Origin of the sequence: Pseudomonas sp. ATCC PTA-122608 (assembly GCF_001952855.1) — a bacterium.
Classification (GTDB): Bacteria; Pseudomonadota; Gammaproteobacteria; order Pseudomonadales; family Pseudomonadaceae; genus Aquipseudomonas.
Genome location: NZ_LPNO01000054.1, coordinates 177502 through 202950, shown reverse-complemented (window position 1 = coordinate 202950; position 25449 = coordinate 177502). Strand labels below are relative to the sequence as shown.

At 61.0% G+C, this 25449-nt stretch carries 23 protein-coding genes; 17 read left to right on the top strand and 6 right to left on the bottom strand.

Translation table 11 applies throughout. The annotated features are described in order from the left end of the window. Positions 1-64 precede the first annotated feature (64 nt). Positions 65-772 carry a membrane integrity-associated transporter subunit PqiC gene (locus AU074_RS31750; protein WP_076018072.1) on the top strand — a complete coding sequence of 236 codons (708 nt, stop codon included), beginning with the start codon at positions 65-67 and terminating at the stop codon, positions 770-772. A gap of 168 nt (positions 773-940) precedes the next feature. Here AU074_RS31750 and AU074_RS31745 read toward each other — a convergent pair whose 3' ends face one another. After that, a complete protein-coding gene (locus tag AU074_RS31745) occupies positions 941-2473 on the bottom strand; it encodes an AhpA/YtjB family protein (RefSeq protein ID WP_076018071.1) in 1533 nt (510 codons plus the stop codon). Positions 2474-2607: 134 nt separating this feature from the next. Between AU074_RS31745 and serB the strand changes: the two genes are divergently transcribed. Then, complete coding sequence (gene serB, locus AU074_RS31740) at positions 2608-3822, top strand: phosphoserine phosphatase SerB (RefSeq protein WP_076018070.1); 1215 nt, start codon at positions 2608-2610, stop codon at positions 3820-3822. Positions 3823-3942: 120 nt separating this feature from the next. Here the strand turns inward: serB and asd are convergent, their stop codons facing one another. The 3 genes from asd to AU074_RS31725 are packed head-to-tail and all read right to left on the bottom strand — an operon-like array spanning position 3943 to position 7229. Then, the gene (asd, locus tag AU074_RS31735) at positions 3943-4803 is read right to left on the bottom strand and encodes an archaetidylserine decarboxylase (protein ID WP_076018069.1); all 861 of its coding nucleotides are present in this window, start codon (positions 4801-4803) and stop codon (positions 3943-3945) included. Positions 4804-4819: 16 nt separating this feature from the next. Next, positions 4820-5635 (bottom strand): rhodanese-like domain-containing protein, encoded by an 816-nt coding sequence (locus AU074_RS31730; protein WP_076018068.1) that lies wholly within the window; start codon positions 5633-5635, stop codon positions 4820-4822. 58 nt (positions 5636-5693) lie between these two features. After that, positions 5694-7229: an HDOD domain-containing protein gene (locus AU074_RS31725; protein WP_076018067.1), complete on the bottom strand. Its 1536-nt coding sequence runs from the start codon at positions 7227-7229 to the stop codon at positions 5694-5696. A 166-nt stretch (positions 7230-7395) separates the two neighbouring features. On the opposite strand from AU074_RS31725, the gene motA reads away from it, so the two are divergent. Together motA and motB are read left to right on the top strand one after the other, a co-directional pair. Beyond that, entirely contained in the window at positions 7396-8247 is an 852-nt protein-coding gene (gene motA / locus AU074_RS31720) for a flagellar motor stator protein MotA (RefSeq protein WP_076018066.1), read from the top strand. Between the two features lie 3 nt (positions 8248-8250). After that, positions 8251-9273: a flagellar motor protein MotB gene (motB, locus tag AU074_RS31715; RefSeq protein WP_076018065.1), complete on the top strand. Its 1023-nt coding sequence runs from the start codon at positions 8251-8253 to the stop codon at positions 9271-9273. A gap of 154 nt (positions 9274-9427) precedes the next feature. On the opposite strand, the gene rsgA is transcribed toward motB, so the two are convergent. Further along, positions 9428-10459, bottom strand: coding sequence for a small ribosomal subunit biogenesis GTPase RsgA (gene rsgA / locus AU074_RS31710; protein WP_076018064.1), 1032 nt, complete (start codon positions 10457-10459; stop codon positions 9428-9430). 106 nt (positions 10460-10565) lie between these two features. On the opposite strand from rsgA, the gene orn reads away from it, so the two are divergent. Further along, complete coding sequence (gene orn / locus AU074_RS31705) at positions 10566-11108, top strand: oligoribonuclease (protein ID WP_076018063.1); 543 nt, start codon at positions 10566-10568, stop codon at positions 11106-11108. Between the two features lie 205 nt (positions 11109-11313). After that, a complete protein-coding gene (locus AU074_RS31700; RefSeq protein ID WP_173860422.1) occupies positions 11314-11931 on the top strand; it encodes a trimeric intracellular cation channel family protein in 618 nt (205 codons plus the stop codon). On the opposite strand, the gene queG is transcribed toward AU074_RS31700, so the two are convergent. Further along, a complete protein-coding gene (gene queG / locus AU074_RS31695) occupies positions 11910-12992 on the bottom strand; it encodes a tRNA epoxyqueuosine(34) reductase QueG (protein WP_076018061.1) in 1083 nt (360 codons plus the stop codon). The genes AU074_RS31700 and queG overlap by 22 nt on opposite strands. A 62-nt stretch (positions 12993-13054) precedes the next feature. Here queG and AU074_RS31690 point away from each other — a divergent pair, with 62 nt between their 5' ends. The 11 genes from AU074_RS31690 to AU074_RS31640 all read left to right on the top strand — a co-directional run bounded on the left by AU074_RS31690 (position 13055) and on the right by AU074_RS31640 (position 25337). Next, a complete protein-coding gene (locus tag AU074_RS31690; protein ID WP_076018060.1) occupies positions 13055-13915 on the top strand; it encodes an NAD(P)H-hydrate dehydratase in 861 nt (286 codons plus the stop codon). Next, entirely contained in the window at positions 13903-14373 is a 471-nt protein-coding gene (gene tsaE, locus AU074_RS31685) for a tRNA (adenosine(37)-N6)-threonylcarbamoyltransferase complex ATPase subunit type 1 TsaE (RefSeq protein WP_076018059.1), read from the top strand. Before AU074_RS31690 ends, tsaE begins: the two co-directional genes overlap by 13 nt. Positions 14374-14376: 3 nt before the next feature. After that, the gene (locus AU074_RS31680; protein ID WP_197680881.1) at positions 14377-15810 is read left to right on the top strand and encodes an N-acetylmuramoyl-L-alanine amidase; all 1434 of its coding nucleotides are present in this window, start codon (positions 14377-14379) and stop codon (positions 15808-15810) included. A 14-nt stretch (positions 15811-15824) separates the two neighbouring features. Beyond that, entirely contained in the window at positions 15825-17723 is a 1899-nt protein-coding gene (mutL, locus tag AU074_RS31675) for a DNA mismatch repair endonuclease MutL (protein WP_173860421.1), read from the top strand. Continuing rightward, positions 17723-18694 (top strand): tRNA (adenosine(37)-N6)-dimethylallyltransferase MiaA, encoded by a 972-nt coding sequence (gene miaA, locus AU074_RS31670; protein ID WP_076018056.1) that lies wholly within the window; start codon positions 17723-17725, stop codon positions 18692-18694. Before mutL ends, miaA begins: the two co-directional genes overlap by 1 nt. Positions 18695-18788: 94 nt before the next feature. After that, positions 18789-19052 (top strand): RNA chaperone Hfq, encoded by a 264-nt coding sequence (gene hfq, locus AU074_RS31665; protein ID WP_003217515.1) that lies wholly within the window; start codon positions 18789-18791, stop codon positions 19050-19052. Positions 19053-19064: 12 nt separating this feature from the next. Beyond that, a complete protein-coding gene (hflX, locus tag AU074_RS31660) occupies positions 19065-20366 on the top strand; it encodes a ribosome rescue GTPase HflX (protein ID WP_076018055.1) in 1302 nt (433 codons plus the stop codon). Positions 20367-20462: 96 nt separating this feature from the next. Then, on the top strand, positions 20463-21638 hold the full coding sequence (gene hflK / locus AU074_RS31655; protein WP_076018054.1) for an FtsH protease activity modulator HflK: 1176 nt from the start codon (positions 20463-20465) through the stop codon (positions 21636-21638). Beyond that, the gene (hflC, locus tag AU074_RS31650) at positions 21638-22504 is read left to right on the top strand and encodes a protease modulator HflC (protein WP_076018053.1); all 867 of its coding nucleotides are present in this window, start codon (positions 21638-21640) and stop codon (positions 22502-22504) included. The genes hflK and hflC overlap by 1 nt, the downstream gene beginning before the upstream one ends. 301 nt (positions 22505-22805) lie before the next feature. Further along, positions 22806-23993 carry an ATP phosphoribosyltransferase regulatory subunit gene (locus AU074_RS31645; RefSeq protein WP_076018052.1) on the top strand — a complete coding sequence of 396 codons (1188 nt, stop codon included), beginning with the start codon at positions 22806-22808 and terminating at the stop codon, positions 23991-23993. 54 nt (positions 23994-24047) lie between these two features. Further along, a complete protein-coding gene (locus tag AU074_RS31640; protein ID WP_076018051.1) occupies positions 24048-25337 on the top strand; it encodes an adenylosuccinate synthase in 1290 nt (429 codons plus the stop codon). Positions 25338-25449 lie beyond the last annotated feature (112 nt).

Sequence of the window (25449 nt, the reverse complement as noted above, 5' to 3'; positions counted from 1 at the left end):
GCGTATAGGTTATTTTTAAGTATTACATTGTGGTTCGCCTTGTGGCAGCCACCTGGATGGGATGATGACTGCTCCGCGCCTTCCTTTATTTTTGTTGCTCGCTGGCGTTTTGGGCCTGGCGGGTTGCAGCACACATCAACCTGTGTCGCTGTATCAGCTGGACAGTGGAAGTCCGGCTCAGCCTGCACAAAGTGCCGGCATGGCCGTATTGCTTGGCCCGGTTGTGGTGGCCGACTACCTGCAACGTGAAACCCTGCTGCAACGTCAGAACGACGGCAGCCTGCAAGGTTCCACCGATGGTCGCTGGGCCGGTAGCCTGTCGTCCGACATCAATCAGTTGATGTTGCGCCAGGTGGCAGGCCATCTGGACAGCCAGCGTGTGGTATTGGCGCCGGCGCCGTTGGGTTTTGCCCCGGACGTACAGGTGCTGCTGACCATTACGCGGCTGGACTCGGGCGTTTCGCAGCCCGCTATCCTCGACGCGCAGTGGCGCTTGATCGACCGCCGCGGCCAGGTGCGGGATAACCGCATCGTGCACTTGCAGGAAGAACACGCCGGCAGCACCGCGTCCCAGGTCCAGGCCCAGGGTGTGTTGCTGCAGCATTTGGCTGAGCAGCTGTCCATCGCTCTCAAGCCATTGGCCAATCAGCCGGCGGTTGCAGAGGCGCCACGCAAACAGGCCCCGGCGCAGCCCAAGGCTGCGGCACCGGAGAAGCCGAAGATGCCGATGGCCGTGCCGATTCGTACGGATATGGAAGTGTTCAGGTTCTGACCTGGCATACCAACGAAAAGGCCCCCCTGTAGGAGCGAGCTTGCTCGCGAAAAACACAAGAGCGACACGTTTTACCAGTACGCCGCCCGGAGCAAGCTCGCTCCTACAGAGAGCCAATAAAAAGCCCGCCAATGAGTGATCATTGGCGGGCTTTTTTATGGCTTAGGGTTAGTTCTTCGCCCGCGTCTCATGCATCCGCGCCAGCTGGCGCTCAAGCATCGACGGGTAAGGCTCCATCAACCGCTCCACACAGCACGCACCCTCAGGGCTGGCAATCGGGCGGATCCGCGCACGCTGGCGAATCAGCATGTCGTCACTGATCTTGCGTTCCACCAGCAGCAGGTTGCGGCTGTGTTGCGACAAGGCCAGGGCGTCCTGGGCAATCTCGGTCAGCAGCAGATCAATCTGGCTCATGCCATACAGATCGTCACCCACCGTCAGGCCCAATTGCAGCTGCAAGGTGATGCCGCTGTCGGCCACTTCGATCTGCAGCGCATGGCCCAGGGCCCGCAGCAGCTCACCGCAGCAGATGGCGTTGGTCAGGTAGTCTTCGCCGCTGTCTTCGCTGTGGAACAGCATCAACGTGCTGCCATCGTTCAGGGTGTGCAACTCGCTCTGATACAGCGAGGCAGCCTGGTCGAGGCAATCACGATAGCGCTCCAGCAACTCCGTCAGGCGTGCCCGCGGCAAGCGGCGCAGTTGGTCCTGTGCGCCCAACTGCACGGCCAATACGGCGCTGTGCTGGGGCTGGGTGCTGCGCACAGGTGCCGGTTGCGGCACGGTGGTCGTTGGCGCTGAGTTGTCGCGAAGATCGGCGAACGGGTCTTCTTCGTCCAGTTCGTCTTCTTCGGCCTTGATCACCTGACGGGCTGCCGGCTTGAGACCGGCCACCGGCGCGGACTCGTCGAAGCTTGGGTCGCGCAGGTTGCGCACTTCAAACTCGGGCTCGTCGTCTTCGTACTCGGTGTCGTCGAACTCGGGCTCGGGTTCAACCTCGGGCACCACGGGCTCCGGCGCGAAGCTGGTGTGCAGTTGGCGGGCGAGGTCGCCGATTTCGTCCTGGCGGTCGGTGGCCGGTGTGTGCTCGTCGATATCCCGCAGCCAGATGCGCAGTTGCATCAGTGGCGTGGAGATATGCCGGCCCAGGCGCAGGCTCAAGGCCAGGGACAGGGCCAGCAGGATCGCACTCAAGATACCCATGCTTTGCAGGCTGATGGTCATCGGCTGCTGGAACTGTTGCATGTCCAGGCTGATGCGCAGTTGGCCGGCCTTCACGTCCTGAAACGTGATATTGCTCTGGTACAGGCCTTCGGCTTCACCCAGCAGGCCGTTTTTCGGGCGTTGCCCGGCTTCGGCCATGATCCGGTTGTCCACGCTATAGATAGCGGCGTGGGCCACCAGCGGGTTCTTGGTCAGGTTGTTGAGCAGCACGTTGAGGCTGAGGATGTCGTTGGACACCAACAACTCAGTCGCCGAGGTGGCGGTCTGGGTGGTCAGGCTCTCGCCGAGGGCGTCGGCTTGCTCATGCATGGCCTGCTTGAATTGCAAACCCATCACGCAGGCGTAGATGACCAGGGCCAGAGCGACCAGGATCACGTTATGGCTGGCGATGCGTAATGCGATCGGTACACGGCGGTGGCGCAGTGCCCGGAAGATCAGCAGGAAGAAGTTATCGGTTTTTACTGGCGTGGGCCGGTTCACTTAAGCTCGGCTCTTTAGTCCGTGAAGTTGACGCGCAGTATAGCGACAGGCCCAAGACCGGCAAAGCGCTGGCTGTGCCCGATGGTCACTGAAAGTGGGTAGAATGCGGTTTTTTTCCAGCTCGGGGGTGCGCTTTGCGCGAAATTGTCCTGATTAACATCACAGGTGAAGACCGTCCGGGTCTCACCGCAGCCATTACCGGTGTTCTGGCCCAGGGTGGTGTGAACATTCTCGACATCGGCCAGGCGGTGATTCACGACACGCTGTCGTTCGGCATCCTGGTGGAAATTCCCAGCACCGAGCAAGCCTCGTCCGTGCTCAAGGACATCCTGTTTACGGCGTATAAGCTCGATCAACAGGTGCGTTTCACCCCGGTGTCCGAAGAGGATTACCAGAGCTGGGTGGCCGGCCAGGGCAAAAAACGCCATATCGTGACGCTGTTGACCCGCAAGGTGACGGCCGAGCAATTGCAGCGTGTCAGTTCGATCACGGCTCAGTATGGTTTGAATATCGACCATATTGACCGTCTGTCGGGTCGCATGCCATTGGACACGCCAGCGGACAAGGGCAAGGGCTGCATTGAGTTCTCCGTACGCGGTGAGCCGGCAGATCCTCAGGCCCTGCGTGCCGAATTCCTGAGCGTTGCCCAGGAGCTGAATGTCGATATCGCCTTCCAGGAAGATTCGCTGTTCCGTCGCAATCGCCGCCTGGCGGTGTTCGACATGGATTCGACGCTGATCGAAGCCGAAGTCATCGACGAGTTGGCCAAGGCTGCCGGTGTCGGTGAGCAAGTCTCGGAAATCACCGAGCGCGCCATGGCCGGTGAGCTGGATTTCCGTGCCAGCTTCAAGGAGCGCCTGGCGCTGCTCAAGGGCCTGGATGTGAGTGTGCTGGACTCCATCGGTGCTTCCCTGCGACTGACCGAAGGCGCCGAAACCCTGTTCGCCGAACTCAAGCGCCTGGGCTACAAGACTGCGATTCTGTCCGGCGGCTTCACCTACTTTGCCAAGCAATTGCAGGTCAAGCTGGGTATCGACTATGTGTTCGCCAACGAGCTGGAAGTGGTGGACGGCAAGGTGACGGGCGTGGCGGTGGAGCCGATTGTCGACGCACAGCGTAAAGCTGACTTGCTGCGGGAATTGGCACACAAGGAAGGATTGCGTCTGGAGCAGACCATTGCGGTCGGCGACGGGGCGAATGACTTGCCGATGCTGGCGATTGCCGGGTTGGGTGTGGCGTTTCGTGCCAAGCCGCTGGTCAAGCAATCGGCCAAACAGGCGATTTCAACCTTGGGGCTGGATGGCGTGTTGTACCTGTTGGGCTTCCGCGACCGCGACGGTCAGCTCTGAAGATCGTTCCCACGCTCTGCGTGGGAACGCCGCCCTGGACGCTCCGCGTCCGATTTTGAGGTTGGGACGCGGAGCGTCCCGGGATGCATTCCCACGCGGAGCGTGGGAATGCTCGTTAGGTCAGGCTTTCGGTAAACCCATGCCCTGGCCCATCTGCACCGGCGTCCCCGCGCGCATTTCTGCCGACCATGTCACCTGGTCCGGCCCAAACAGCACGATTGCCGTCGAACCCAACTTGAAGCGTCCCAGCTCCGCGCCTTTTTCCAGATGGATCGGCCCGCGTGCAGCTTCGTCGTAGCGGAAGGTTTTCAGTTCGCGCTTCGGCGGTGTAACCAGGCCGGCCCATACGGTTTCAATCGACGCCACGATCATTGCACCCACCAACACCACAGCCATCGGGCCACGTTCGGTGTCGAAAATGCAGGCAACACGCTCGTTACGTGCAAACAGCTCTGGCACGTTTTCGGCGGTGGTCTGGTTCACCGAGAAGATGCGGCCAGGGATGTAGACCATTTCCCGCAGGGTGCCGGCCAGTGGCATGTGCACCCGGTGGTAGTCCTTCGGCGACAGGTAGACCGTGGCGAAATCACCGCCCATGAATGGCGCAGCCACCGCCGAATCGCCACCGAGCAATTCCAGCACGCTGAAGCTGTGGCCCTTGGCCTGGAACACCCGACCATGTTCAATCGGGCCCAACTGGCTGACGGCGCCATCGGCCGGGCTCAACACCGCACCTGGAGTTTGATCCAGCGGGCGTGCGCCGTCTTTCAGGGCGCGGGTGAAGAAGGCGTTGAAGTGCTCGTAAGCGGTCACGTCTTCAACCAGGGCCTGGGACATGTCCACTTGATAGCGCTTGGCGAACCACGTGGTGAACGCATTCTTGAACCAGCGCACGCGGCATTCGGCAATGCAGCCGGCCAGACGCGACAGCAGGTGATGGGGCAGCAAGTACTGGCTGAGGATGAACAACTGCTTTTTCATTAACTGTCCTTAAACCTTAAATCTCAACGGGGGTGTCGGGGTGGTTGCCCCATTCGCCCCAGGAACCGGCATAACCTTTGACTCGCGGATAACCGAGCGCCTTGGCCACCAGGTAGGTGAAGCCAGAACGGTGGTGAGTCTGGCAGTGGGTGATGATTTCTTTGTCCTTGGTCAGCCCTAGGTCTTCGAGGATCTGCGGCATGTCGCGGCGGATGCGCAGTTGGCGGGCCTTGTCCATGCCGGCGGTCCATTCGAAGTTCACCGCGCCCGGGATGTGTCCACCCTTGGCCGCGAGGACTTTCTCCCCGGAGTATTCCAGCGGGCCGCGAGCATCCCAGATGCCCAGGTCGGCAGCGCCGAGGCGGCTTTGCAGGTACTCGCGGGTGGCGGTGGGTTCTTCATGCAACGTCAGGCTGACCGGGCCGCCGGCGCTGGCCGGTACCTCGGTGGACACGGGGTGTTTTTCTTCCAGCCACGCCAGCAGGCCGCCGTCGAGGTAGTGGTATTTCTTGTGGCCGATGACGTCGAGCATCCAGATGAATCGCCCGGCCCAGCCGCCGCCTTCGTCGTCGTACACCACGTAGGTGGCATCCGGGGTGTGGCCCAGTTCGCCGAACAGCTTTTCCAGATCAGCCTTGCCCGGCAGCAGGCCCGGCGCTGGCGCCTGTCCCAGTTGGGTGCGCTTGGGGTCGACAAAGCGTGCGCCGGGGATATGCCCTTCGGCGTAACGCGCGGCGCTGGTGAGGTCCACCAGAATCAGGTGTTCTGCATCAAGGCGACCGAGCAGGTCGCTGGCCTCGATAACCAGCGGCAAGCCAGAGAAGTCAGGCATGTGAGGTCTCCTGGGCATAAAAATTGGGCGCTAAAGGAGGGCGATTGTAGCGCAAGCTTCAGGCGCTGCGGTTGGTAAAGCTGTGCAGGGCCTTTTCGATGCATTGGGCAGTTTTGCCGAAGGCCTGCACGGTGGTTTCCGAGAACGGCCCGCCGCCCTGGTCGGCCACCATCAGCATCACCACCCGGCCATTGCAACTCAGGGAGCGCAGCAGCAGATGTTCGCCCTTGAACAGGCGGCGCAGTTGCGCAGGCAGGAGTGCCGAGAACTGAGCATGGTTGTCGGGGTTGAGGCGCACCTGGGCGGACTTGGCCAGCAGGCGTTGCAGCAGGGTACTTTGTGTCGCGTCGAGGCTCAGGTGGTCGGCGTCCTTGGGCAGGCCGTCGACTTGATGCACCCGCAAGGCGCTCAGGGTCTTGTCCGCCATCAGCAACATCACACGTTGCATGCCGCAGGCCACGAGGGCTTCCTTGGCGCAGGTGGTCAGGTGCATGGCGTTGGCAAAGCGGCTCGGCTCTACCAGCAATTCGGTGCAGCGCTTGCGCCAGATCGCCAGGGATTCGGCAGTGGGCGGCGGTGCCGGCAGCAACCCGTGGTGAACGCGCTGCACATCCCAGGGCCAGATCAACGACAACGCCGGGTGCCACAGGTCGCGCATGAGGGTGTTGCGGGCACTGATCGCCGCGTGTTGGTGAGACTGTTGTTGCACCTCGGCCAGCGGTTGTTGCAGGTAAAGCGCGGTCAGGTATTGCCAGCGTTGGGTGTGCGGGCAGGTCCACGACTCCTGCGCCGCCAGCGCCAGGCCGTTGGCCAACAGCACGGTATTCGCCGGCTGATTCAGCCAGCGGCGCAGGTTCGGGTCGGCATCCAGCAACTGCTGTTGGCGCAACGGCTCGTCTTCGCGGGCGATGCGCAGCGCCTTGGCCAGCAAACGCCGTTCCTTCAGCAGCAACGTATAACCCTGGGACACCCATATCGGCAGGCGCCAGGCCTCGGTCAATCCCAGGCACAGGTCCAGCAGGCGTACGCCGAATAACTCCTGTTCGACTGTGCGGGCCGATTCGCCCTTGTGAATCACCCGCAGCTCCCATTCTTCCAACAGCTTGGGGTACGCAATCGCCATCGGCCACAGCGGCGAAAGAAACAGCAGGCTGCCCCAGTGGATGTCCTGCCACAGCCGCGCCAGGCGGCTGGCGAAGAGCCCGCTGGCTTGTTGCGAGGCGTGCTGGCTGATCATCTGCAATTGGCGCAGGGCCACGGGGATTTCATTCAGTGGCACTGAAGGCAAGCGCGACAGCAGTTCCTCGGTGCGTTTGAGGCCGAGGCGATTGATCGCCACTTCGAGGTTTTCCGCCGGTTCCGCCAGGCTGCCGTGGGCCTGGTTATTCGCCTCGCGCATCACGCTGAGGACCAGTGCCGGGCTGTTCTGCATCAGCTCCGCAATATCGCGCAACGAACTACGGTTGTCGCCGATGGCCTTGCAGACCCGGTCGTGGCTCGCCTGTGGAACAGGCAAGAGCACATCGTCCAGACGCTTTATCCAAGCGGCCAGCGTCGTGGGTTTTTGAGGTGGGACTGTCGTTTCATTTGCCATGATTGGGGCGCGATCATCACTTGCGGTCAACACGCCCGGGACGGGCCGAACTGGTTTTTCGCCATAACGAGCTATAGTCTGGCGCAGATTTGCCGATAAGTAGAACAAGAGTTTTCAACTCTTGCGAATATGACCCTGAACCCGACGGCGCAAGTACTCATCCCCTATGGCTAAAATTATCGGCATCATCGTCGTCATCGCGAGCGTGCTCGGCGGATACGTCCTTTCCCACGGCAAGATTGCGGCGCTGATCCAGCCCTTCGAAGTGCTGATTATCGGCGGTGCGGCGTTCGGTGCATTCCTGCAAGCCAACCCTGGCTACATGACCATGCACGTGATCAAGAAGTCGCTGGGCATGTTCAGCTCGCGCTTCTCCCACACCTTCTACCTGGAAGTGCTGGGGTTGATCTACGAGATCCTCAACAAGAGCCGCCGCGAAGGCATGATGGCCATCGAAGGCGACATCGAGGACGCTTCGGCGAGCCCGATTTTCGCCAAGTACCCGGCGGTGCTCAAAGACGAGCGCATGACCGCCTACATCTGCGATTACCTGCGCATCATGTCGTCCGGCAACATGGCGCCCCATGAGCTGGAAGGCCTGTTCGACATGGAACTGTTCAGCCTCAAGGAAGAGCTGGAACACCCTTCCCACGCCGTGACCGGCATCGCCGATGGCATGCCCGGTTTCGGTATTGTTGCGGCGGTTCTCGGGATCGTGGTGACCATGGCCTCCCTCGGCGAAGGCGACCAGAAGGCCATCGGCATGCACGTGGGTGCGGCACTTGTGGGTACCTTCTTCGGTATTCTCGCGGCCTATGGTTTCTTCGGCCCGCTGGCCACTTCCCTGGCCCACGATGCCAAGGAAGAAGTGAATCTGTACGAAGCGATCAAGGCGTGCCTGGTGGCTTCGGCTTCCGGCATGCCGCCTTCGCTGGCGGTGGAGTTCGGGCGCAAGGTTCTGTATCCGAAGCACCGTCCAAGCTTCGCTGAGCTGGAACAAGCGGTTCGCGGTCGCTAAGCCATGGAAAACAACCAGCCGATCATCATCAAGCGCGTCAAGCGCTTCGCTGCGGGGCACCATGGCGGCGCCTGGAAAATCGCCTTCGCCGACTTTGCGACGGCGATGATGGCGTTCTTCCTGGTGCTGTGGCTGATGTCCACCGCCACGCCGGAACAGAAGATCGCCATCGCCGGTTACTTCAAGGACCCCATCGGTTTCTCCGAGAGCGGCACGCCTTTTGTGATCGACCTCGGTGGTTCGCCGCAACTGGCGCCCGAGCGCACCATCAATCCTGAAATCAAGACCGACTCGCCTCAGGAAAAAATTCCGATCGAGCGCGATACCGTCGAGGCCATGGCTGATCAGGTTGAGCAGGAACGCCTCGAGCTGTTGCTGCAAGAGCTGCAAACCAAGGTTGAGGAAAACCCGCAACTGCTGAAGTTCAAGGACCAGATTTCCTTCGAAATCACGCCAGATGGCTTGCGTATCCAGATCACGGACGCCGCCAACCGGCCGATGTTCGACTCTGGCAGCGCGCGGTTGAAGCCGTACTTTGAAGACATCCTGCTGGCCATGGCCGACACCATCAAGGCCGTGCCGAACAAGATCAGCATCAGTGGCCACACCGACGCCAAGCCATATGCAGGGCAGGGCGACTTCGGTAACTGGGAGCTCTCGGCCAACCGGGCCAATGCCGCGCGTCGTGCACTGGTCGCGGGTAGCTATCCGGACCCGCAAGTGGCACGGGTGGTGGGGTTTGCTTCCTCGCAGCTGTTTGATCCGAAGGACCCGTTCAACCCGATCAACCGACGCATTGATATCGTCGTGCTGACCAAAAAGGCCCAGCGTGCGATTGAAGGTGACCCGCCCGTCACGACGCCGGTACCGACCCCGGGTGACGGTGCGCCGGGCGAAGTGCCGGCAGACCCGAACGCACTGCCGCCCGAGCAGGAGCCGTTGCCGGCCCATGAGCTGCGGCAGAAGCTGAACCTGTTTGATGACGGTGGAATGAAGGATCCGACTCAACCTGCCACTGGCTCGTAAGCCGGACACAAAAAGGCCGCGATGATCGCGGCCTTTTGTATCTGCTACATCCTGTAGGAGCGAGCTTGCTCGCGATGGACGTTAACGATGACGCGTGCTCTCTGAATGCACGCGGCGCCCTCACGCTTTTCGCGAGCAAGCTCGCTCCTACCTGTTAATAGCTGGTCTCGGGCAAGCTGGCGATGATCGAGCGATAGCTGTTCATCCGCTGCTGCTGCACGCGGCCGTCTTCCAGTGCCTTGAGGAGGGCGCAACCCGGCTCGCGGTCATGTTTGCAGTCGCGGAAGCGGCAGGTGCCGATCAAGTCGTTGAACTCGATAAAACCCGCTTCAACATCGGCACGGCTCACATGGCCCAGGCCGAATTCACGAATACCCGGGGAGTCGATCAGTTCACCGCCGCCCGGGAAGTGGAACAACCGTGCCGTGGTGGTGGTGTGGGTGCCCTGGCCGGACAGCTCCGACAATGGACCCACACGGGTTTCGACTTCCGGCAACAGGCTGTTGACCAGGGACGACTTGCCCACACCCGACTGGCCGACGAACACGCTGATGCGTCCATCCAGTTCAGTCTGCAATTGCTCCATGCCATTGCCGTGATGCGCCGAGACTTCCAGCACCGGGTAGCCGAGGGTGCGGTACACCGCCAGCAGCGCGTTGAGCGCCGGGGCGTTCTGCTCGTCGATCAGGTCGAATTTGTTCAGCAGCAACAGCGGGCGAATGCCGGCATGTTCGGCGGCTACGAGGTAGCGGTCGATCAGGTTGGCATGGGGCTCGGGCAGTGGCGCGAAGACGATGACGATCATGTCGACGTTGGCCGCCACCGGCTTGAGCTGGCCACGGCTGTCGGGGCGACGCAGTTCGGTGGTTCGCGGCAACTGGGCGACGATGACGCCGATGCCCTGGTTGCCAGCACGCCATACCACCCGGTCGCCGGTCACCAGCGCAGGCAGGTTCGCGCGCAAGTGGCAACGGAATACCTGGCCGGCGTGGTCGCCTTCTGTGGCCTCGACTTCGACCTGCACACCGAAGTGCGCGATCACCAGCCCCGTTTGCTCGGGGCCCAGGTCGCCGCCCTCAAGCGCTTCCACGGCGGAGGACTCACGTTTGGCGGCGCGGGCAGCGCGTTCGCCCTGAATCTTTTCGATGCGCCAGTTTTGGCGACGGTTGAGCTGGCGTTTGGCCATTGGTGTTCCGTGTCGATAATGCAAAGGTTAGGTAAAACGGTCGCGAGTCTAGCACGCCCTGCCTGCTAAACTGCGCAGCTACGCCAAGGTGCCAAGGAACCACGACATGCAAAACCCACAGAACCTGATTTGGATCGATCTGGAAATGACCGGTCTGAACCCTGACACCGACGTCATCATCGAGATGGCGACCATTGTCACCGACAGCAACCTCAACACCTTGGCCGAAGGTCCGGTGATTGCCATTCACCACAGCGATGCTGTGTTGGCCACCATGGACGAGTGGAACACCCGCACCCACGGCAACTCGGGCCTGACCCAGCGCGTGCGTGACAGCCGCGTGAGCATGGCCGAGGCTGAAGCGCAAACCATCGCCTTCCTGGAAAAGTGGGTGCCCAAGGGCAAGTCGCCGATCTGCGGCAACAGCATTTGCCAGGACCGCCGCTTTCTTTATACCCACATGAAAGCGCTGGAAAGCTACTTCCACTACCGCAACCTGGACGTGTCGACCTTGAAGGAACTGGCCGCGCGCTGGGCGCCGGAAGTCAAAGACAGCTTCCATAAAGGCAGCACCCACCTGGCGCTGGACGATATTCGCGAGTCGATTGCCGAGCTGCAGCATTACCGCAAGCATTTCATCAAGTTCTGATTTGAGTCGTGGTGAAGAGCTGTTGTGGCGAGGGAGCTTGCTCCCGCTGGGCTGCGAAGCAGCCCTGAAAAATGGGACTGCTGCGCAGTCCAACGGGAGCAAGCTCCCTCGCCACATTAGGACGAGCTTTAAGCTCTTGAGGGCTCGCCCCCTTTTGGTGCCATCACCAAATGATTAGACTGCGCGCCTCTTTGCAAGGATCGCCATCATGCTGCTGATGCTCTACCTCGTCGCCATTACCGCCGAAGCCATGACGGGCGCCTTGTCCGCCGGGCGGCGGGGCATGGATTGGTTCGGTGTGGTGCTGATCGCCTGTGTGACGGCACTGGGCGGCGGTTCGGTGCGTGACGTGTTGCTCGGCCACTACCCGCTGACCTGGGTCAAGCACCCGGAATACCTGGTGCTGACCTCCATCGCAGCGCTGGTGACAATCTTCATCGCCCCACTGATGCGCCACCTGCGCTCGCTGTTCCTCGCGCTGGACGCCGTCGGTCTGGTGGCCTTTACTCTGATCGGTTGCATGACCGCCCTGGAAATGGGCCACGGCATGCTGGTGGCGTCGGTCAGCGGTGTGATCACCGGGGTATTCGGCGGCATCCTGCGGGACATCTTCTGCAACGACATCCCGCTGATCTTCCGCCGCGAGCTGTACGCCAGCGTTTCGTTCCTGGCCGCCTGGTTCTACATGTTGTGCATCTATCTGGAACTGCCCAGCGAGCAATCAATCCTGCTGACGCTGTTCAGCGGCTTTCTATTGCGTCTGTTGGCGATCCGCTTCCATTGGGAAATGCCCAAGTTCGTCTACAACGACGACGTGCACTGACGTTCGGCATGCTGGTTCAGCGCCCATTCCACATGTTCGCGCACCAGTTCCGACGGGTACTTCCTTCGCGCCTTCAACGCTTCCAGCACCGGAATGCTTGACGGCGCATTGCCCAGGCCCACCGCCAGGTTGCGCAGCCAGCGCTCATAGCCGGCGCGGCGCAGGGGCGAGCCTTCGGTGCTGCTGAGAAATTTGTCTTCGTCCCACATGAACAATTCGGCCAGTTCTGCGTTATCCAGATTGTGCCGTGGCTTGAAATCACCTTCGTCGGTAGGCCGGGCGAAACGATTCCACGGGCAAACGATCTGACAGTCATCACAGCCGAATACCCGGTTGCCGATCAGTGGGCGCAAGTCTTCGGGGATCGCGCTTTTCAGCTCGATGGTCAGGTAGGAAATGCAGCGTCGGGCGTCCAGCACGTAGGGGCCGACGAAGGCGTTGGTCGGGCAGATGTCCAGGCAGGCGGTGCAACGGCCACAGTGTTCGGTGGCGTGGGGTGGGTCGACCGGCAACGGCAGGTCGACAAACAACTCGCTCAGGAAGAAGTAGCTGCCGGCCTTGCGGTTGAGTACCAGGGTGTTTTTGCCGATCCAGCCCAGCCCGGCTTGTTCGGCGATGGCTTTTTCCAGCACCGGGGCGCTGTCGACAAACGCACGGAAGCCGAACGGGCCGATCTGCGCCTGAATCCGGTCGGCCAGTTGCTGCACGCGTTTGCGGATCAGCTTGTGATAGTCGCGGCCTAACGCGTAACGGGAGATGTAGGCTTTTTCGGGTTTGGCCAGCAATTGGGCCATTTGAGTGTCGCCGGGCAGGTAGTCCATGCGCAGCGACACCACGCGCAAGGTGCCGGGCACCAGTTCTTCCGGGTGTGAGCGCTTGCTGCCGTGGGCGCCCATGTAGTCCATTTCGCCGTGGTAGCCGGCGTCGAGCCAGCGCTGCAGGTGCTGCTCATGCTCGGCGAGGTCAAGGCCGCTGATGCCCACTTGTTGAAAGCCCAGCTCGCGGCCCCAGTCTTTGATCGATTGAGCGAGGGCGGGCAGGTCGTAGGTAATAGCAGGCATGAACAAGAGAAACCGCAGGTTAGATGCGTATAATTCTGCCAGACATCGGAGCTTGAAGACGCATGCCGCAGACAAAACACGAAATACCCGACGTTCAGCACCTGTTGCCCGGCCAATTGCCGCAACTCGCTGCGCGTTCCCCGGACGCCCATAAAGGCCAGTTCGGCCATGTATTGCTGATCGGCGGCGACCGGGGTTTTGGCGGCGCCGCCTTGCTCAGCGCCGAAAGTGCCCTGCGCAGTGGTGCCGGCATGGTTTCCCTGGCGACTCGCAGCGAGCACGTTGCAGCGGCGCTGGCGCGGTTGCCGGAAGTCATGACCGTGGGCGTGCACTCGGCCAATCAGTTGATGGGCTTGCTGGAAAAGATTTCCGTGATCGTCATCGGCCCGGGCCTGGGCGAAGCCTCTTGGGGCAAAAGCCTGCTGTCGGTAGCGGCCAACGCCAGGCAGCCGCAGGTCTGGGATGCCGACGCCTTGAACCTGCTGGCGACGGGCAGCGTCAGCTTGCCGGCCAATTGTGTGATCACTCCACACCCTGGCGAAGCCGCCCGCTTGATGGGCATTTCGACAGCCGAGGTTCAGGCCGACCGCCTTAACGTAGCGCGCGCGTTGAGTCAGAAATTCAATGCAGTAGCGATCCTCAAGGGCGCAGGCAGCTTGATCGCCAGCCCGGACGGCCGCGTTGCCCGCTGTGATCAGGGCCATCCGGCGATGGCGACGGCCGGCCTGGGCGACGTGTTGGCTGGCCTGGTCGGTGCTTTATTGGCTCAAGGCATGTCGGCATTTGATGCCGCCTGCCTGGCGGTCTGGCTGCATGCCACTGCCGGAGATCGCCAGGGCATCTACGGTCGCGGGCTGGCCGCCAGTGACCTGATTCCTGCCATTCGTCAGTTGCTGGAGGAGCAATCGCCGTGTCTGAAGTAGTCCTTTTCCTGTCCGATGAAGACGCCATGGTCGCGCTGGGCAACCGTATCGCCCAGGTGACGAAAGGCTCGGGTTTGATCTTTCTGGAAGGCGACTTGGGCGCCGGGAAAACCACCTTGTCCCGGGGCATCATTCGCGGGTTGGGGCATCAAGGTGCTGTGAAAAGCCCTACGTTCACTTTGGTAGAACCCTACGAAATTGGCGACGTACGAGCTTTCCACTTCGACCTGTATCGCCTGGTGGATCCCGAAGAACTGGAATACATGGGCATCCGCGATTACTTCGATGAAGACGCGTTATGCCTGATCGAGTGGCCAGATAAAGGCACAGGCTTTTTGCCAAAGCCGGACCTGACCATTACCATTACCCCGCATAAGCATGGACGTCAGCTGAAGTTGTTGTCCCAGAGCGCGCGCGGCGAGTCGTGGTGCGCCGCTTTGGCATTGGAATTCAAATAATTGATGGGGTTAGGTATGCGCTTTCGCGCGTTGGTTACTGTCGTAGGGGTGTTGCTTGCGGCAATGACTTTCAATGCACTGGCGGCCTCACAGGTGAAAAGTGTTCGCCTGTGGCGGGCACCGGATAACACGCGACTGGTATTCGACCTGTCTGGCCCGGTTCAGCACAGCGTCTTCACCCTTACGGCGCCCGATCGCCTGGTGATTGATATCAACGGTGCGACCCTGGCCGCGCCGTTGAAAGTCGCCATGGCCAATACCCCGATTACCGCGATGCGCTCGGCCCAACGTACGCCGACCGATCTGCGGGTGGTCATCGACCTGAAAAAGGCCGTGACCCCGAAAAGCTTCGTGCTGGCGCCCAACGCGCAATATGGCAACCGGCTGGTGGTCGACCTGTTCGACAACGCCGCCGATGCCGCGCCGCCGCCCGCGCCAACCCCAAGCGTTGCGACGATACCGGCGGTGCCGGTCAACCAGTCCCAGCCTCAGGTCAAATTGCCGCCACCACCACCTGCACCCGCGGGCAAGCGTGACATCATCGTGGTCATCGATGCCGGTCACGGCGGCGAAGACCCTGGAGCCTCCGGCTCGCGCGGCCAGCATGAAAAAGACGTGGTACTGGCCATCGCCCGCGAACTGCAGCGCCAGATCAATGGCATGAAAGGCTATCGCGCCGAGCTGACCCGTACCGGCGACTACTTTATTCCGCTGCGTGGCCGTACCGAAATCGCCCGCAAGAAGGGCGCCGACCTGTTCGTCTCGATCCACGCCGACGCCGCCCCTTCGGCTGCTGCGTTTGGTGCTTCGGTGTTTGCCCTGTCGGATCGCGGCGCCACTTCCGAGACCGCCCGCTGGCTGGCGGACAGTGAAAACCGTTCCGACTTGATCGGCGGGGCCGGCAACGTGTCCCTCGACGACAAGGACAAAATGCTCGCCGGCGTATTGCTCGACCTGTCGATGACCGCCTCGCTGACCTCCAGCCTGAACGTCGGGCAGAAAGTCCTGAGCAATATCGGTCGTGTCACTTCGCTGCATAAACAGCGCGTGGAGCAGGCCGGGTTCATGGTGCTCAAGTCGCCGGATATTCCGTCGATCCTGGTGGAAACCGGGTTTATCTCCAACTCCAACGAAGCCTCGAAACTGGCCTCTTCCAGCCACCAGCAGGCGTTGGCGCGTTCCATCAGCGCCGGTGTTCGCCAGTTCTTCCAGCAGAACCCGCCGCCGGGCACCTACATCGCCTGGCTGCGTGATTCCGGGAAGATCGCCCAGGGTCCGCGTGACCATCGCGTGCAACCGGGCGACACCCTGGCAATGCTGGCGGTGCGGTTCCAGGTGTCTGCGGCAACCTTGCGCAGTGCCAACAACCTGAAGACCGATGAACTGAAGGTCGGCCAGGTGTTGACCATCCCGGGCACTGAACTGGCGGCGCAATAATGAGCGAAACAGTCTTGAGCAACACTTCGCGCATTGAGCTGCTAAGCCCGCGCCTCGCCAACCAGATCGCGGCGGGCGAGGTGGTCGAGCGGCCAGCGTCGGTGATCAAGGAACTGCTGGAAAACAGCATCGACTCCGGCGCCAAGCGCATTGACGTCGACGTTGAGCTGGGCGGCGTCAAGCTGCTGCGGGTGCGCGACGACGGCAGCGGGATTTCATCCGACGACCTGCCGCTGGCCCTGGCCCGTCACGCCACCAGCAAGATTCGCGACCTGGAAGACCTTGAGCGAGTGATGAGCCTTGGGTTTCGTGGTGAGGCCCTGGCTTCCATCAGCTCCGTGGCTCGCCTGACCCTGACGTCCCGCACCCGCGACGCCGATCAAGCCTGGCAGGTTGAAACCGAAGGTCGCGACATGGCGCCCCGAGTCCGGCCGGCTGCGCATCCGGTGGGCACCTCGGTGGAAGTGCGCGACCTGTTCTTCAACACCCCGGCCCGGCGCAAATTCCTCAAGGCCGAAAAAACCGAATTCGATCACTTGCAAGAAGTCATCAAGCGCTTGGCCCTGGCCCGTTTTGATGTGGCTTTCCACCTGCGCCATAACGGCAAGACCATCCTCAGCCTGCATGAGGCCCATGATGATGCGGCCCGTGCCCGGCGCGTCTCGGCTATCTGCGGCGCGGGGTTCCTGGAGCAGGCGCTGCCGATCGAGATCGAGCGCAATGGCCTGCGCCTTTGGGGTTGGGTGGGTTTGCCGACCTTCTCCCGTAGCCAGGCAGACTTGCAGTACTTCTTTGTGAACGGCCGGGCGGTGCGCGACAAACTGGTGGCCCACGCGGTGCGCCAGGCGTATCGCGACGTGCTGTTCAACGGGCGGCATCCGACGTTTGTGCTGTTTTTCGAGGTCGACCCGTCGGTGGTGGACGTTAACGTGCACCCGACCAAGCACGAAGTGCGCTTCCGTGACGGTCGCATGGTTCATGACTTCCTCTATGGCACGCTGCACCGCGCCTTGGGCGATGTGCGCCCCGATGATCATCTGGCCGCACCGATTGTCACGGCTGTCGTCCGTCCCTCGGGGCCGGAAGCCGGTGAGTTCGGGCCCCAGGGCGAAATGAGCCTGGCGGCCAACTTGCTGCAATCGCCGCAAGCCCAGCCGAGCTATACCGCTCCAGGCTCAGGTGCTGGCGCCGGCTATCAATACCAATACACGCCGCGCCCGCAATCAGCGTTGCCAGTCGCCGAAGCCCAGGCAGCCTATCGCGAGTTTTTTGCACCGCTGCCAGGCGCCGAGTCGGGGGCTGCCGCCTTGCCGGAAGGCCAGGGCGACGTGCCGCCGCTGGGTTACGCGTTGGCCCAGCTCAAGGGCATCTACATCCTTGCGGAAAACGCCCACGGCCTGGTGCTGGTGGACATGCACGCCGCCCACGAGCGGATCATGTACGAGCGCCTGAAGATCGCCATGGCCAGCGAAGGCCTTAGTGGCCAGCCGCTGCTGGTGCCGGAATCCCTGGCGGTCAGCCAGCGCGAGGCCGATTGCGCCGAAGAACACGTCAGCGTGTTCCAGAAGCTGGGCTTTGAGCTGCAACGCCTGGGCCCGGAAACCCTGGCTATCCGCCAGATCCCGGCTTTGCTCAAGCAGGCCGAGGCCAACCGGCTGGTGGCTGACGTACTGGCGGACTTGATGGAATACGGCACCAGCGACCGTATCCAGGCTCACATCAATGAACTGCTCGGCACCATGGCCTGCCACGGCGCCATCCGCGCCAACCGCCGGCTGGCCCTGCCGGAAATGAACGGTTTGCTGCGGGACATGGAAAACACTGAGCGCAGCGGCCAATGCAACCACGGCCGGCCGACCTGGACCCAGATGGGCCTGGACGATCTCGACAAATTGTTCTTGCGCGGCCGTTGATGAGTGCCTTGCCCCCCGCGATCTTCCTGATGGGCCCGACGGCCGCCGGCAAGACCGACCTGGCCATCGAGCTGACCAAGGTTTTGCCGTGCGAACTGATCAGTGTCGACTCTGCACTGGTTTACCGGGACATGGACATTGGCACCGCCAAGCCCTCAAAAGAGCTGCTGGCCCAGTATCCGCACCGGTTGATCGACATCATCGATCCCAGCGAGAGCTATTCGGCGGCGGATTTTCGCACCGATGCCCTGGCAGCCATGGCCGATATCACCGCGCGGGGCAAGATTCCGCTGTTGGTGGGCGGCACGATGCTCTACTACAAGGCGTTGCAGGAAGGTCTGGCTGATATGCCGCCGGCCGATCCACAGGTTCGTGCCGACCTTGAGGAAGAGGCTGCGCGCCTTGGCTGGCAGGCCTTGCACGACCAGTTGGCGGCTGTGGATCCGGTTTCCGCCGCGCGGATTCATCCCAATGACCCCCAGCGCCTGACGCGAGCCTTGGAAGTCTGGCGGGTCAGTGGCCAGACCATGACTGAACACAGGCTGAAACAAACTGCGCAAAGTGCTGAAGCAGGCGCCTCGGGACACTCACAATTGCCCTATACTGTGGCGAATCTGGCCATCGCTCCGACGGATCGCCAGGTGCTGCATGAACGAATTGCACAAAGATTCACAATTATGTTGGAACAGGGGTTTGTGGACGAGGTCGTAGCACTGCGTTCAAGAGGTGACCTGCATGCGGGGTTGCCTTCGATACGTGCTGTAGGCTACCGCCAAGTCTGGGATCATCTGGATGGCAAGCTGACGTCAGCCGAAATGCAGGAGCGCGGCATCATTGCCACGCGCCAATTGGCAAAACGCCAGTTCACATGGCTGCGCAGCTGGACTGATTTACACTGGTTGGACAGTCTGGATTGCGACAATCTGTCACGCGCCTTGAAATACTTGGGAACGGTCTCCATATTGAGCTGAGTCCTTGCAATTGCCGTCTATCCTTGGGGGTGTGACGGCCATAAGCTATCTATTTTCCGATTTTTTATTATTGATCCTTAAAGGAGTGCGGCACATGTCAAAAGGGCATTCGCTACAAGACCCTTACTTGAATACTTTACGTAAAGAGAAAGTTGGGGTTTCCATCTATCTGGTCAACGGTATCAAGCTGCAGGGCACGATTGAGTCGTTCGACCAGTTCGTGATCCTGCTGAAAAACACCGTAAGCCAAATGGTTTACAAGCACGCTATCTCGACCGTAGTGCCGGTTCGTCCGATTCGTCTGCCTAGCGCAACCGAAGAACAGGGTGACGCCGAGCCTGCACCAGGTAACGCCTGATAGGAGTCTCCTTTGTTCTTTGAGCGCCACGGTGGTGGTGAGCGAGTAATCCTCGTTCACTTGGATGGACAGGACCCTGAGGCGCGCGAAGATCCGCAGGAGTTTCAGGAGTTGGCAAATTCGGCCGGTGCCGAGACCGTCGCGTTTTTTAACGTGCCGCGTCATCGGCCAACCGCCAAATTCTTGATTGGCAGCGGTAAGGTCCAAGAGCTGCACGACTTGGTCCATGCCGAAAAGGCCGATCTGGTGATTTTCAATCACATCCTCACGCCCAGTCAGGAACGTAACCTCGAACGAGTTTTCGAGTGTCGCGTGATCGACCGCACGGGTCTGATTCTCGATATTTTCGCTCAGCGCGCCCGTACCCATGAAGGCAAGCTCCAGGTAGAACTGGCCCAGCTTGACCACATGAGCACCCGGCTGGTTCGCGGCTGGACTCACCTTGAACGTCAGGGTGGCGGTATCGGCATGCGTGGTCCGGGTGAAACCCAGCTGGAAACCGACCGGCGTCTGCTGCGGGTGCGCCTGCGACAGATCAAGGGCCGCCTGGAGAAGGTGCGCAGCCAGCGCGAACAATCGCGACGTGGCCGTATGCGTGCGGATATCCCGACCGTTTCCCTGGTGGGCTATACCAACGCCGGCAAATCCACGCTCTTCAATAACGTGACGAAATCGGACGTGTACGCGGCCGACCAACTGTTTGCGACCCTCGACCCGACCTTGCGCCGTCTGGAACTGGACGACCTGGGGCCGATTGTCCTGGCCGATACCGTGGGTTTCATTCGTCACTTGCCCCACAAGCTGGTCGAGGCATTTCGGTCTACGCTCGAAGAGTCGAGCAATTCCGACCTCCTGCTGCACGTAATCGATGCGGCTGAACCGGATCGCATGTTGCAGATTGAACAGGTCATGGTGGTGTTGGGTGAGATTGGTGCCCAGGACTTGCCCATCCTCGAGGTCTATAACAAACTCGATTTGCTTGAAGGCGTTGAGCCACAAATCCAGCGCGACGAAAACGGCAAGCCCCAGCGGGTCTGGCTGTCGGCGCGTGATGGCCGCGGCCTGGAATTGCTTGAACAAGCCATTGCCGAGCTGTTGGGCAGCGATTTGTTTGTTGGCACCTTGCGCTTGCCTCAGCGTTTTGCTCGACTGCGTGCACAGTTTTTCGAGCTGGGCGCGGTACAGAAAGAAGAGCACGACGAAGAAGGTGTCAGCTTGCTGGCCGTTCGAATACCGCGCACGGAGCTGAATCGGCTGGTCAGCCGGGAAGGTGTTGTGCCGGCGGAGTTCATCGAACAACACACTTTGCAATAAAAGCCTGAAAAAGCGGTTGTGCCGCTGTGACAGGCATTCTGTAGCATTGGTCGGCGCGCCGTGGGTGCGTCTTTGCTTTATCAGATGGAGAGCGCTATGGCTTGGAATGAGCCGGGTGGCAACTCGAATAATCAGGATCCTTGGGGTGGTAAACGCCGCAATAATGGCGACCGCAAGGGGCCACCAGATCTCGACGAGGCCTTCCGAAAGCTGCAGGAAAGCCTGAATGGGTTGTTCGGTGGTGGAAAAAAACGTGGTGGTGACGAAGGCGGTCGTACGAGCAAGGGCGGTGGTTACGGCTTGCTTGGCATCGGCCTCGTCGTGCTGGCGGCCGTTTGGCTGTACAGCGCCGTCTATGTAGTGGACGAGCAGGAGCAGGCCGTGGTGCTGCGCTTCGGCAAATACTACGAGACGGTCGGCCCCGGCCTGAACATCTACTTCCCGCCGATCGACAAGAAGTACATGGAAAACGTCACGCGTGAGCGTGCCTACACCAAGCAGGGCCAGATGCTGACCGAAGACGAAAACATCGTCGAGGTGCCGCTGACCGTGCAGTACAAGATCAGCAATCTGCAGGACTTCGTGCTGAACGTTGATCAGCCGGAAATCAGCCTGCAACAAGCGACCGAAAGTGCCCTGCGTCACGTGGTGGGTTCCACCGCAATGGACCAAGTGCTGACCGAAGGTCGTGAATTGATGGCCAGCGAGATCAAGGAGCGCCTGCAACGGTTCCTCGATACCTATCGCACCGGTATCACCGTAACCCAGGTCAACATACAGAGCGCAGCCGCACCGCGTGAAGTACAGGAAGCCTTCGATGACGTGATCCGTGCCCGTGAAGACGAGCAGCGTTCGCGCAACCAGGCTGAAACCTACGCCAACGGCGTGGTGCCGGAAGCCCGTGGTCAGGCCCAGCGTATCCTTGAAGATGCCAACGGTTACCGCGACGAAGTGGTTTCCCGCGCCAAGGGTGAGGCAGATCGCTTCACCAAGCTGGTGGCCGAGTACCGCAAGGCACCGGAAGTCACCCGTGAGCGTCTGTACCTGGACACCATGCAGGAAGTGTTCACCAACACCAGCAAGGTTCTCGTGACCGGCAGCAAGGGCGGGCAGAACAATCTGCTGTACCTGCCGCTGGACAAGATGATCGAAGGTGGTCGTAGCAGCACCAGCGCACCGGCCTCCGGTTCAACGGCTGCTGCCAACGAAGCGAGCGCCCGTGCGGCCGCTGACTTGCTGCAACAGCAAACACGTACCAGGGAGAGTCGTTGATGAGCAATAAATCGCTGACCGCCCTGATTGTGGGCGTCGTCGTGGTCATCGCTGCCTGGAACTGCTTCTACATCGTGTCTCAGACCGAGCGCGCGGTGTTGCTGCAATTCGGTCGCGTGGTCCAGGCAGATGTCCAGCCGGGCCTGCATGTGAAAGTCCCCTACGTCAACCAGGTGCGCAAGTTCGACGGCCGCCTGATGACCCTGGATGCACCGACACAACGCTTCCTGACCCTGGAAAAGAAAGCTGTGATGGTTGACGCCTACGCCAAGTGGCGCGTCAAGGACGCCGAGCGCTTCTACACCGCGACCTCCGGCCTCAAGCAGATTGCTGACGAGCGTTTGTCGCGCCGTCTGGAATCGGGCCTGCGTGACCAGTTTGGTAAACGCACCCTGCACGAGGTGGTATCCGGTGAACGTGATGCGCTGATGGCTGACATCACGCGTTCGTTGAACACGATGGCGGAAAAAGAACTGGGCATCGAAGTGATCGATGTTCGGGTCAAGGCTATCGACCTTCCGAAGGAAGTGAACCGTAGCGTGTTCGAGCGTATGAGCACCGAGCGTGAGCGTGAAGCTCGTGAGCACCGCGCCAAGGGTAACGAACTGGCAGAAGGGATCCGTGCGGATGCCGATCGTCAGCGTCGCGTACTGTTGGCAGAAGCTTATCGTGAGTCTGAAGAGGCTCGTGGTGATGGTGACGCTCAAGCCGCGTCGATCTACTCCAAGGCGTATGGCCAGGACCAGGAGTTCTACGCGTTCTACCGTAGCCTGCGTGCCTACCGTGAAAGCTTCGCGAACAAAACCGACGTCATGGTGCTGGACCCAAGTAGCGATTTCTTCCGCTACCTGGAAAAGTCCAAGTAACCCACATGTAGTCTGAGAATCACTCCGTCGGGCGGCTAAAATGCCGGGCGGGGTGATCCTTTCAGAAAACGGGTGTATGATGCGGCAGCCGGGAAATTCCCGGCTTTTTTGCGTCTGCATGTTTGATTGTGATTTTGCTCCGCAGGCGCCACAGGTTTTTCGAGGAAAGTGCCCGACGAGGCCGATTGTTGGTCGTTCGTCACGTCGCTCTTGCGCGTGGTTTATGCAGGGGCCGGGTATTTTCTGCTTCACTCAAGGCTCGCCCGAGGGCTGGCCGCCCGGATCATAGGGGAATGGCGTAATGGCAACGGTAGACCGCTGGCTGCTGCCAGATGGCATCGAAGAAGTACTGCCACCAGAAGCTGCGCGCATTGAAATCGCGCGCCGCCAGGTGTTGGATCTGTTCCAGAGCTGGGGTTACGAGTTTGTCGTGACCCCCCATATCGAGTACCTGGAATCCCTGCTGACCGGCGCGGGCCAGGACCTGGATCTGCGCACCTTCAAGGTCATCGACCCGCAATCGGGCCGGCAAATGGGTTTTCGTGCCGACATCACGCCGCAAGTCGCGCGCATTGATGCGCACACCCTGCGTCGCGAAGGGCCAAGTCGCCTGTGCTACGCCGGCAGCGTGCTGCATGCTCAACCGCGTGCCTTGTCGTCTTCCCGTAGCCCGATCCAGTTGGGCGCCGAGTTGTACGGCGATGCGAGCCCGAGCAGCGACGTGGAAGTCATCAGCCTGATGCTGGCCATGCTGCAATTGGCCGATGTGCCGGATGTGCACATGGACCTCGGGCATGTCGGCATCTACCGCGGCCTGGCCCGTGCGGCCGGTTTGTCGGGTGAAGTGGAACAACAGTTGTTCGATGCCCTGCAACGCAAGGCCATCGATGAAGTGATCGCCCTGACGGCGGGCGTGCCTGCTGACCTGGCCGGCATGCTGCGTGCGCTGGTAGACCTGTGTGGCGGCCGTGAAGTACTGACCGCCGCCCGTGATCGTCTGGCGAACGCGCCGGCTGATGTATTGGCGGCCCTGGACGACGTGGTGGCGATTGCCGAGCAGTTGTCTGCGCGCTTCCCGCAGTTGCCGCTGTACTTTGATTTGGGTGAGCTGCGCGGCTACCACTACCACACCGGTGTGGTGTTCGCGGTGTTTGTCCCGGGTGTTGGTCAAGCCATCGCCCAGGGCGGTCGTTATGACGATATCGGCGCCGACTTCGGTCGCGCCCGTCCGGCGACCGGCTTCTCCACCGATTTGAAAACCCTGGTGACCCTGGGGCGTGCTGAGGTCGTGCTGCCGTCTGGTGGCATCTGGATGCCCGACAGTACGGACGCAGCACTCTGGCAGCAGGTTTGCCAGTTGCGCAGTGAGGGTCAACGTGTGGTCCAGGCCTTGCCTGGGCAGCCATTGGCCGCCGCCCGTGAAGCGGACTGCGACCGGCAATTGATTCTGCAGAACGGGCTTTGGCAAGTATCGCCACTGGCTTCTTGAGTTTTCCTGCCGGCCGCTGCCGGCACCAAGTTTGCGCGAATGAGGACAAGTGTTATGGGTAAGAATGTCGTAGTCCTGGGCACCCAATGGGGTGATGAGGGCAAAGGCAAGATCGTTGATCTGCTGACCGAACATGCTGCCGCCGTAGTGCGCTACCAAGGTGGCCACAACGCTGGCCACACCCTGGTCATCGATGGCGAAAAAACCGTCTTGCACCTGATTCCGTCGGGTGTACTGCGCGAAGGCGTGCAGTGCCTGATCGGCAACGGCGTGGTGGTTGCACCTGACGCCCTGCTGCGCGAGATCACCAAGCTGGAAGAGAAAGGCGTACCCGTGCGCGAGCGCCTGCGTATCAGCCCTTCCTGCCCGCTGATCCTGTCCTTCCACGTTGCGCTGGATCAGGCCCGTGAAAAGGCCCGTGGCGAGCTGAAGATCGGTACTACCGGTCGCGGTATCGGCCCGGCCTACGAAGACAAGGTTGCACGTCGTGGCCTGCGTGTGGGCGACCTGCTCAACATGCCGCGCTTTGAAGACAAGCTGCGTGAACTGGTGGATTACCACAACTTCATGCTGGTGGGTTACTACAAAGAGCCGGCCATCGAGTTTGAAAAGACCCTGGCTGAGTGCAAGGAATACGCTGAGCTGCTCAAGCCGCTGATGCTGGACGTGACTGCCGAGCTGCACGACCTGCGTCGCGCTGGCAAAGACATCATGTTCGAAGGCGCCCAGGGTTCGTTGCTGGACATCGACCACGGCACCTACCCGTACGTCACCAGCTCCAACACCACCGCTGGCGGCGTTGCGACCGGTTCGGGCGTTGGTCCGATGTTCCTGGATTACATCCTCGGCATCACTAAGGCGTACACCACGCGTGTGGGTTCGGGTCCGTTCCCGACTGAACTGTTCGACGACGTTGGTGCGCACTTGGCCAAACAAGGTCACGAGTTCGGCGCAACTACTGGCCGTGCTCGTCGTTGTGGCTGGTTCGACGCCGTTATCCTGCGTCGCGCTATCGATGTGAACAGCATCTCGGGCATCTGCCTGACCAAGCTGGACGTACTCGACGGCCTGGAAACCATCAACATCTGCATCGGCTACAAAGATGCGCAAGGCAACGACGTTGCCCCAACCGACGCTGACAGCTACGTAGGCCTGCAGCCTGTGTACGAAGAAGTGCCGGGCTGGACCGAATCGACCGTGGGCGCCAAGACCCTGGAAGAACTACCAGCGAACGCTCGCGCTTACATCAAGCGCGTTGAAGAGCTGATCGGTGCGCCAATCGACATTATTTCGACGGGCCCGGACCGCAACGAGACCATCGTTCTGCGTCACCCGTTCGCTTAATAAGCTGTTGATGTAAAAAGCAAAGGGCTCCTTCGGGAGCCCTTTGTCGTTTCCGCCTGGTAAACGGCACGGCCCTTGCTATGGTTCTTTCTTTCGCGGTGCTATCAAATTA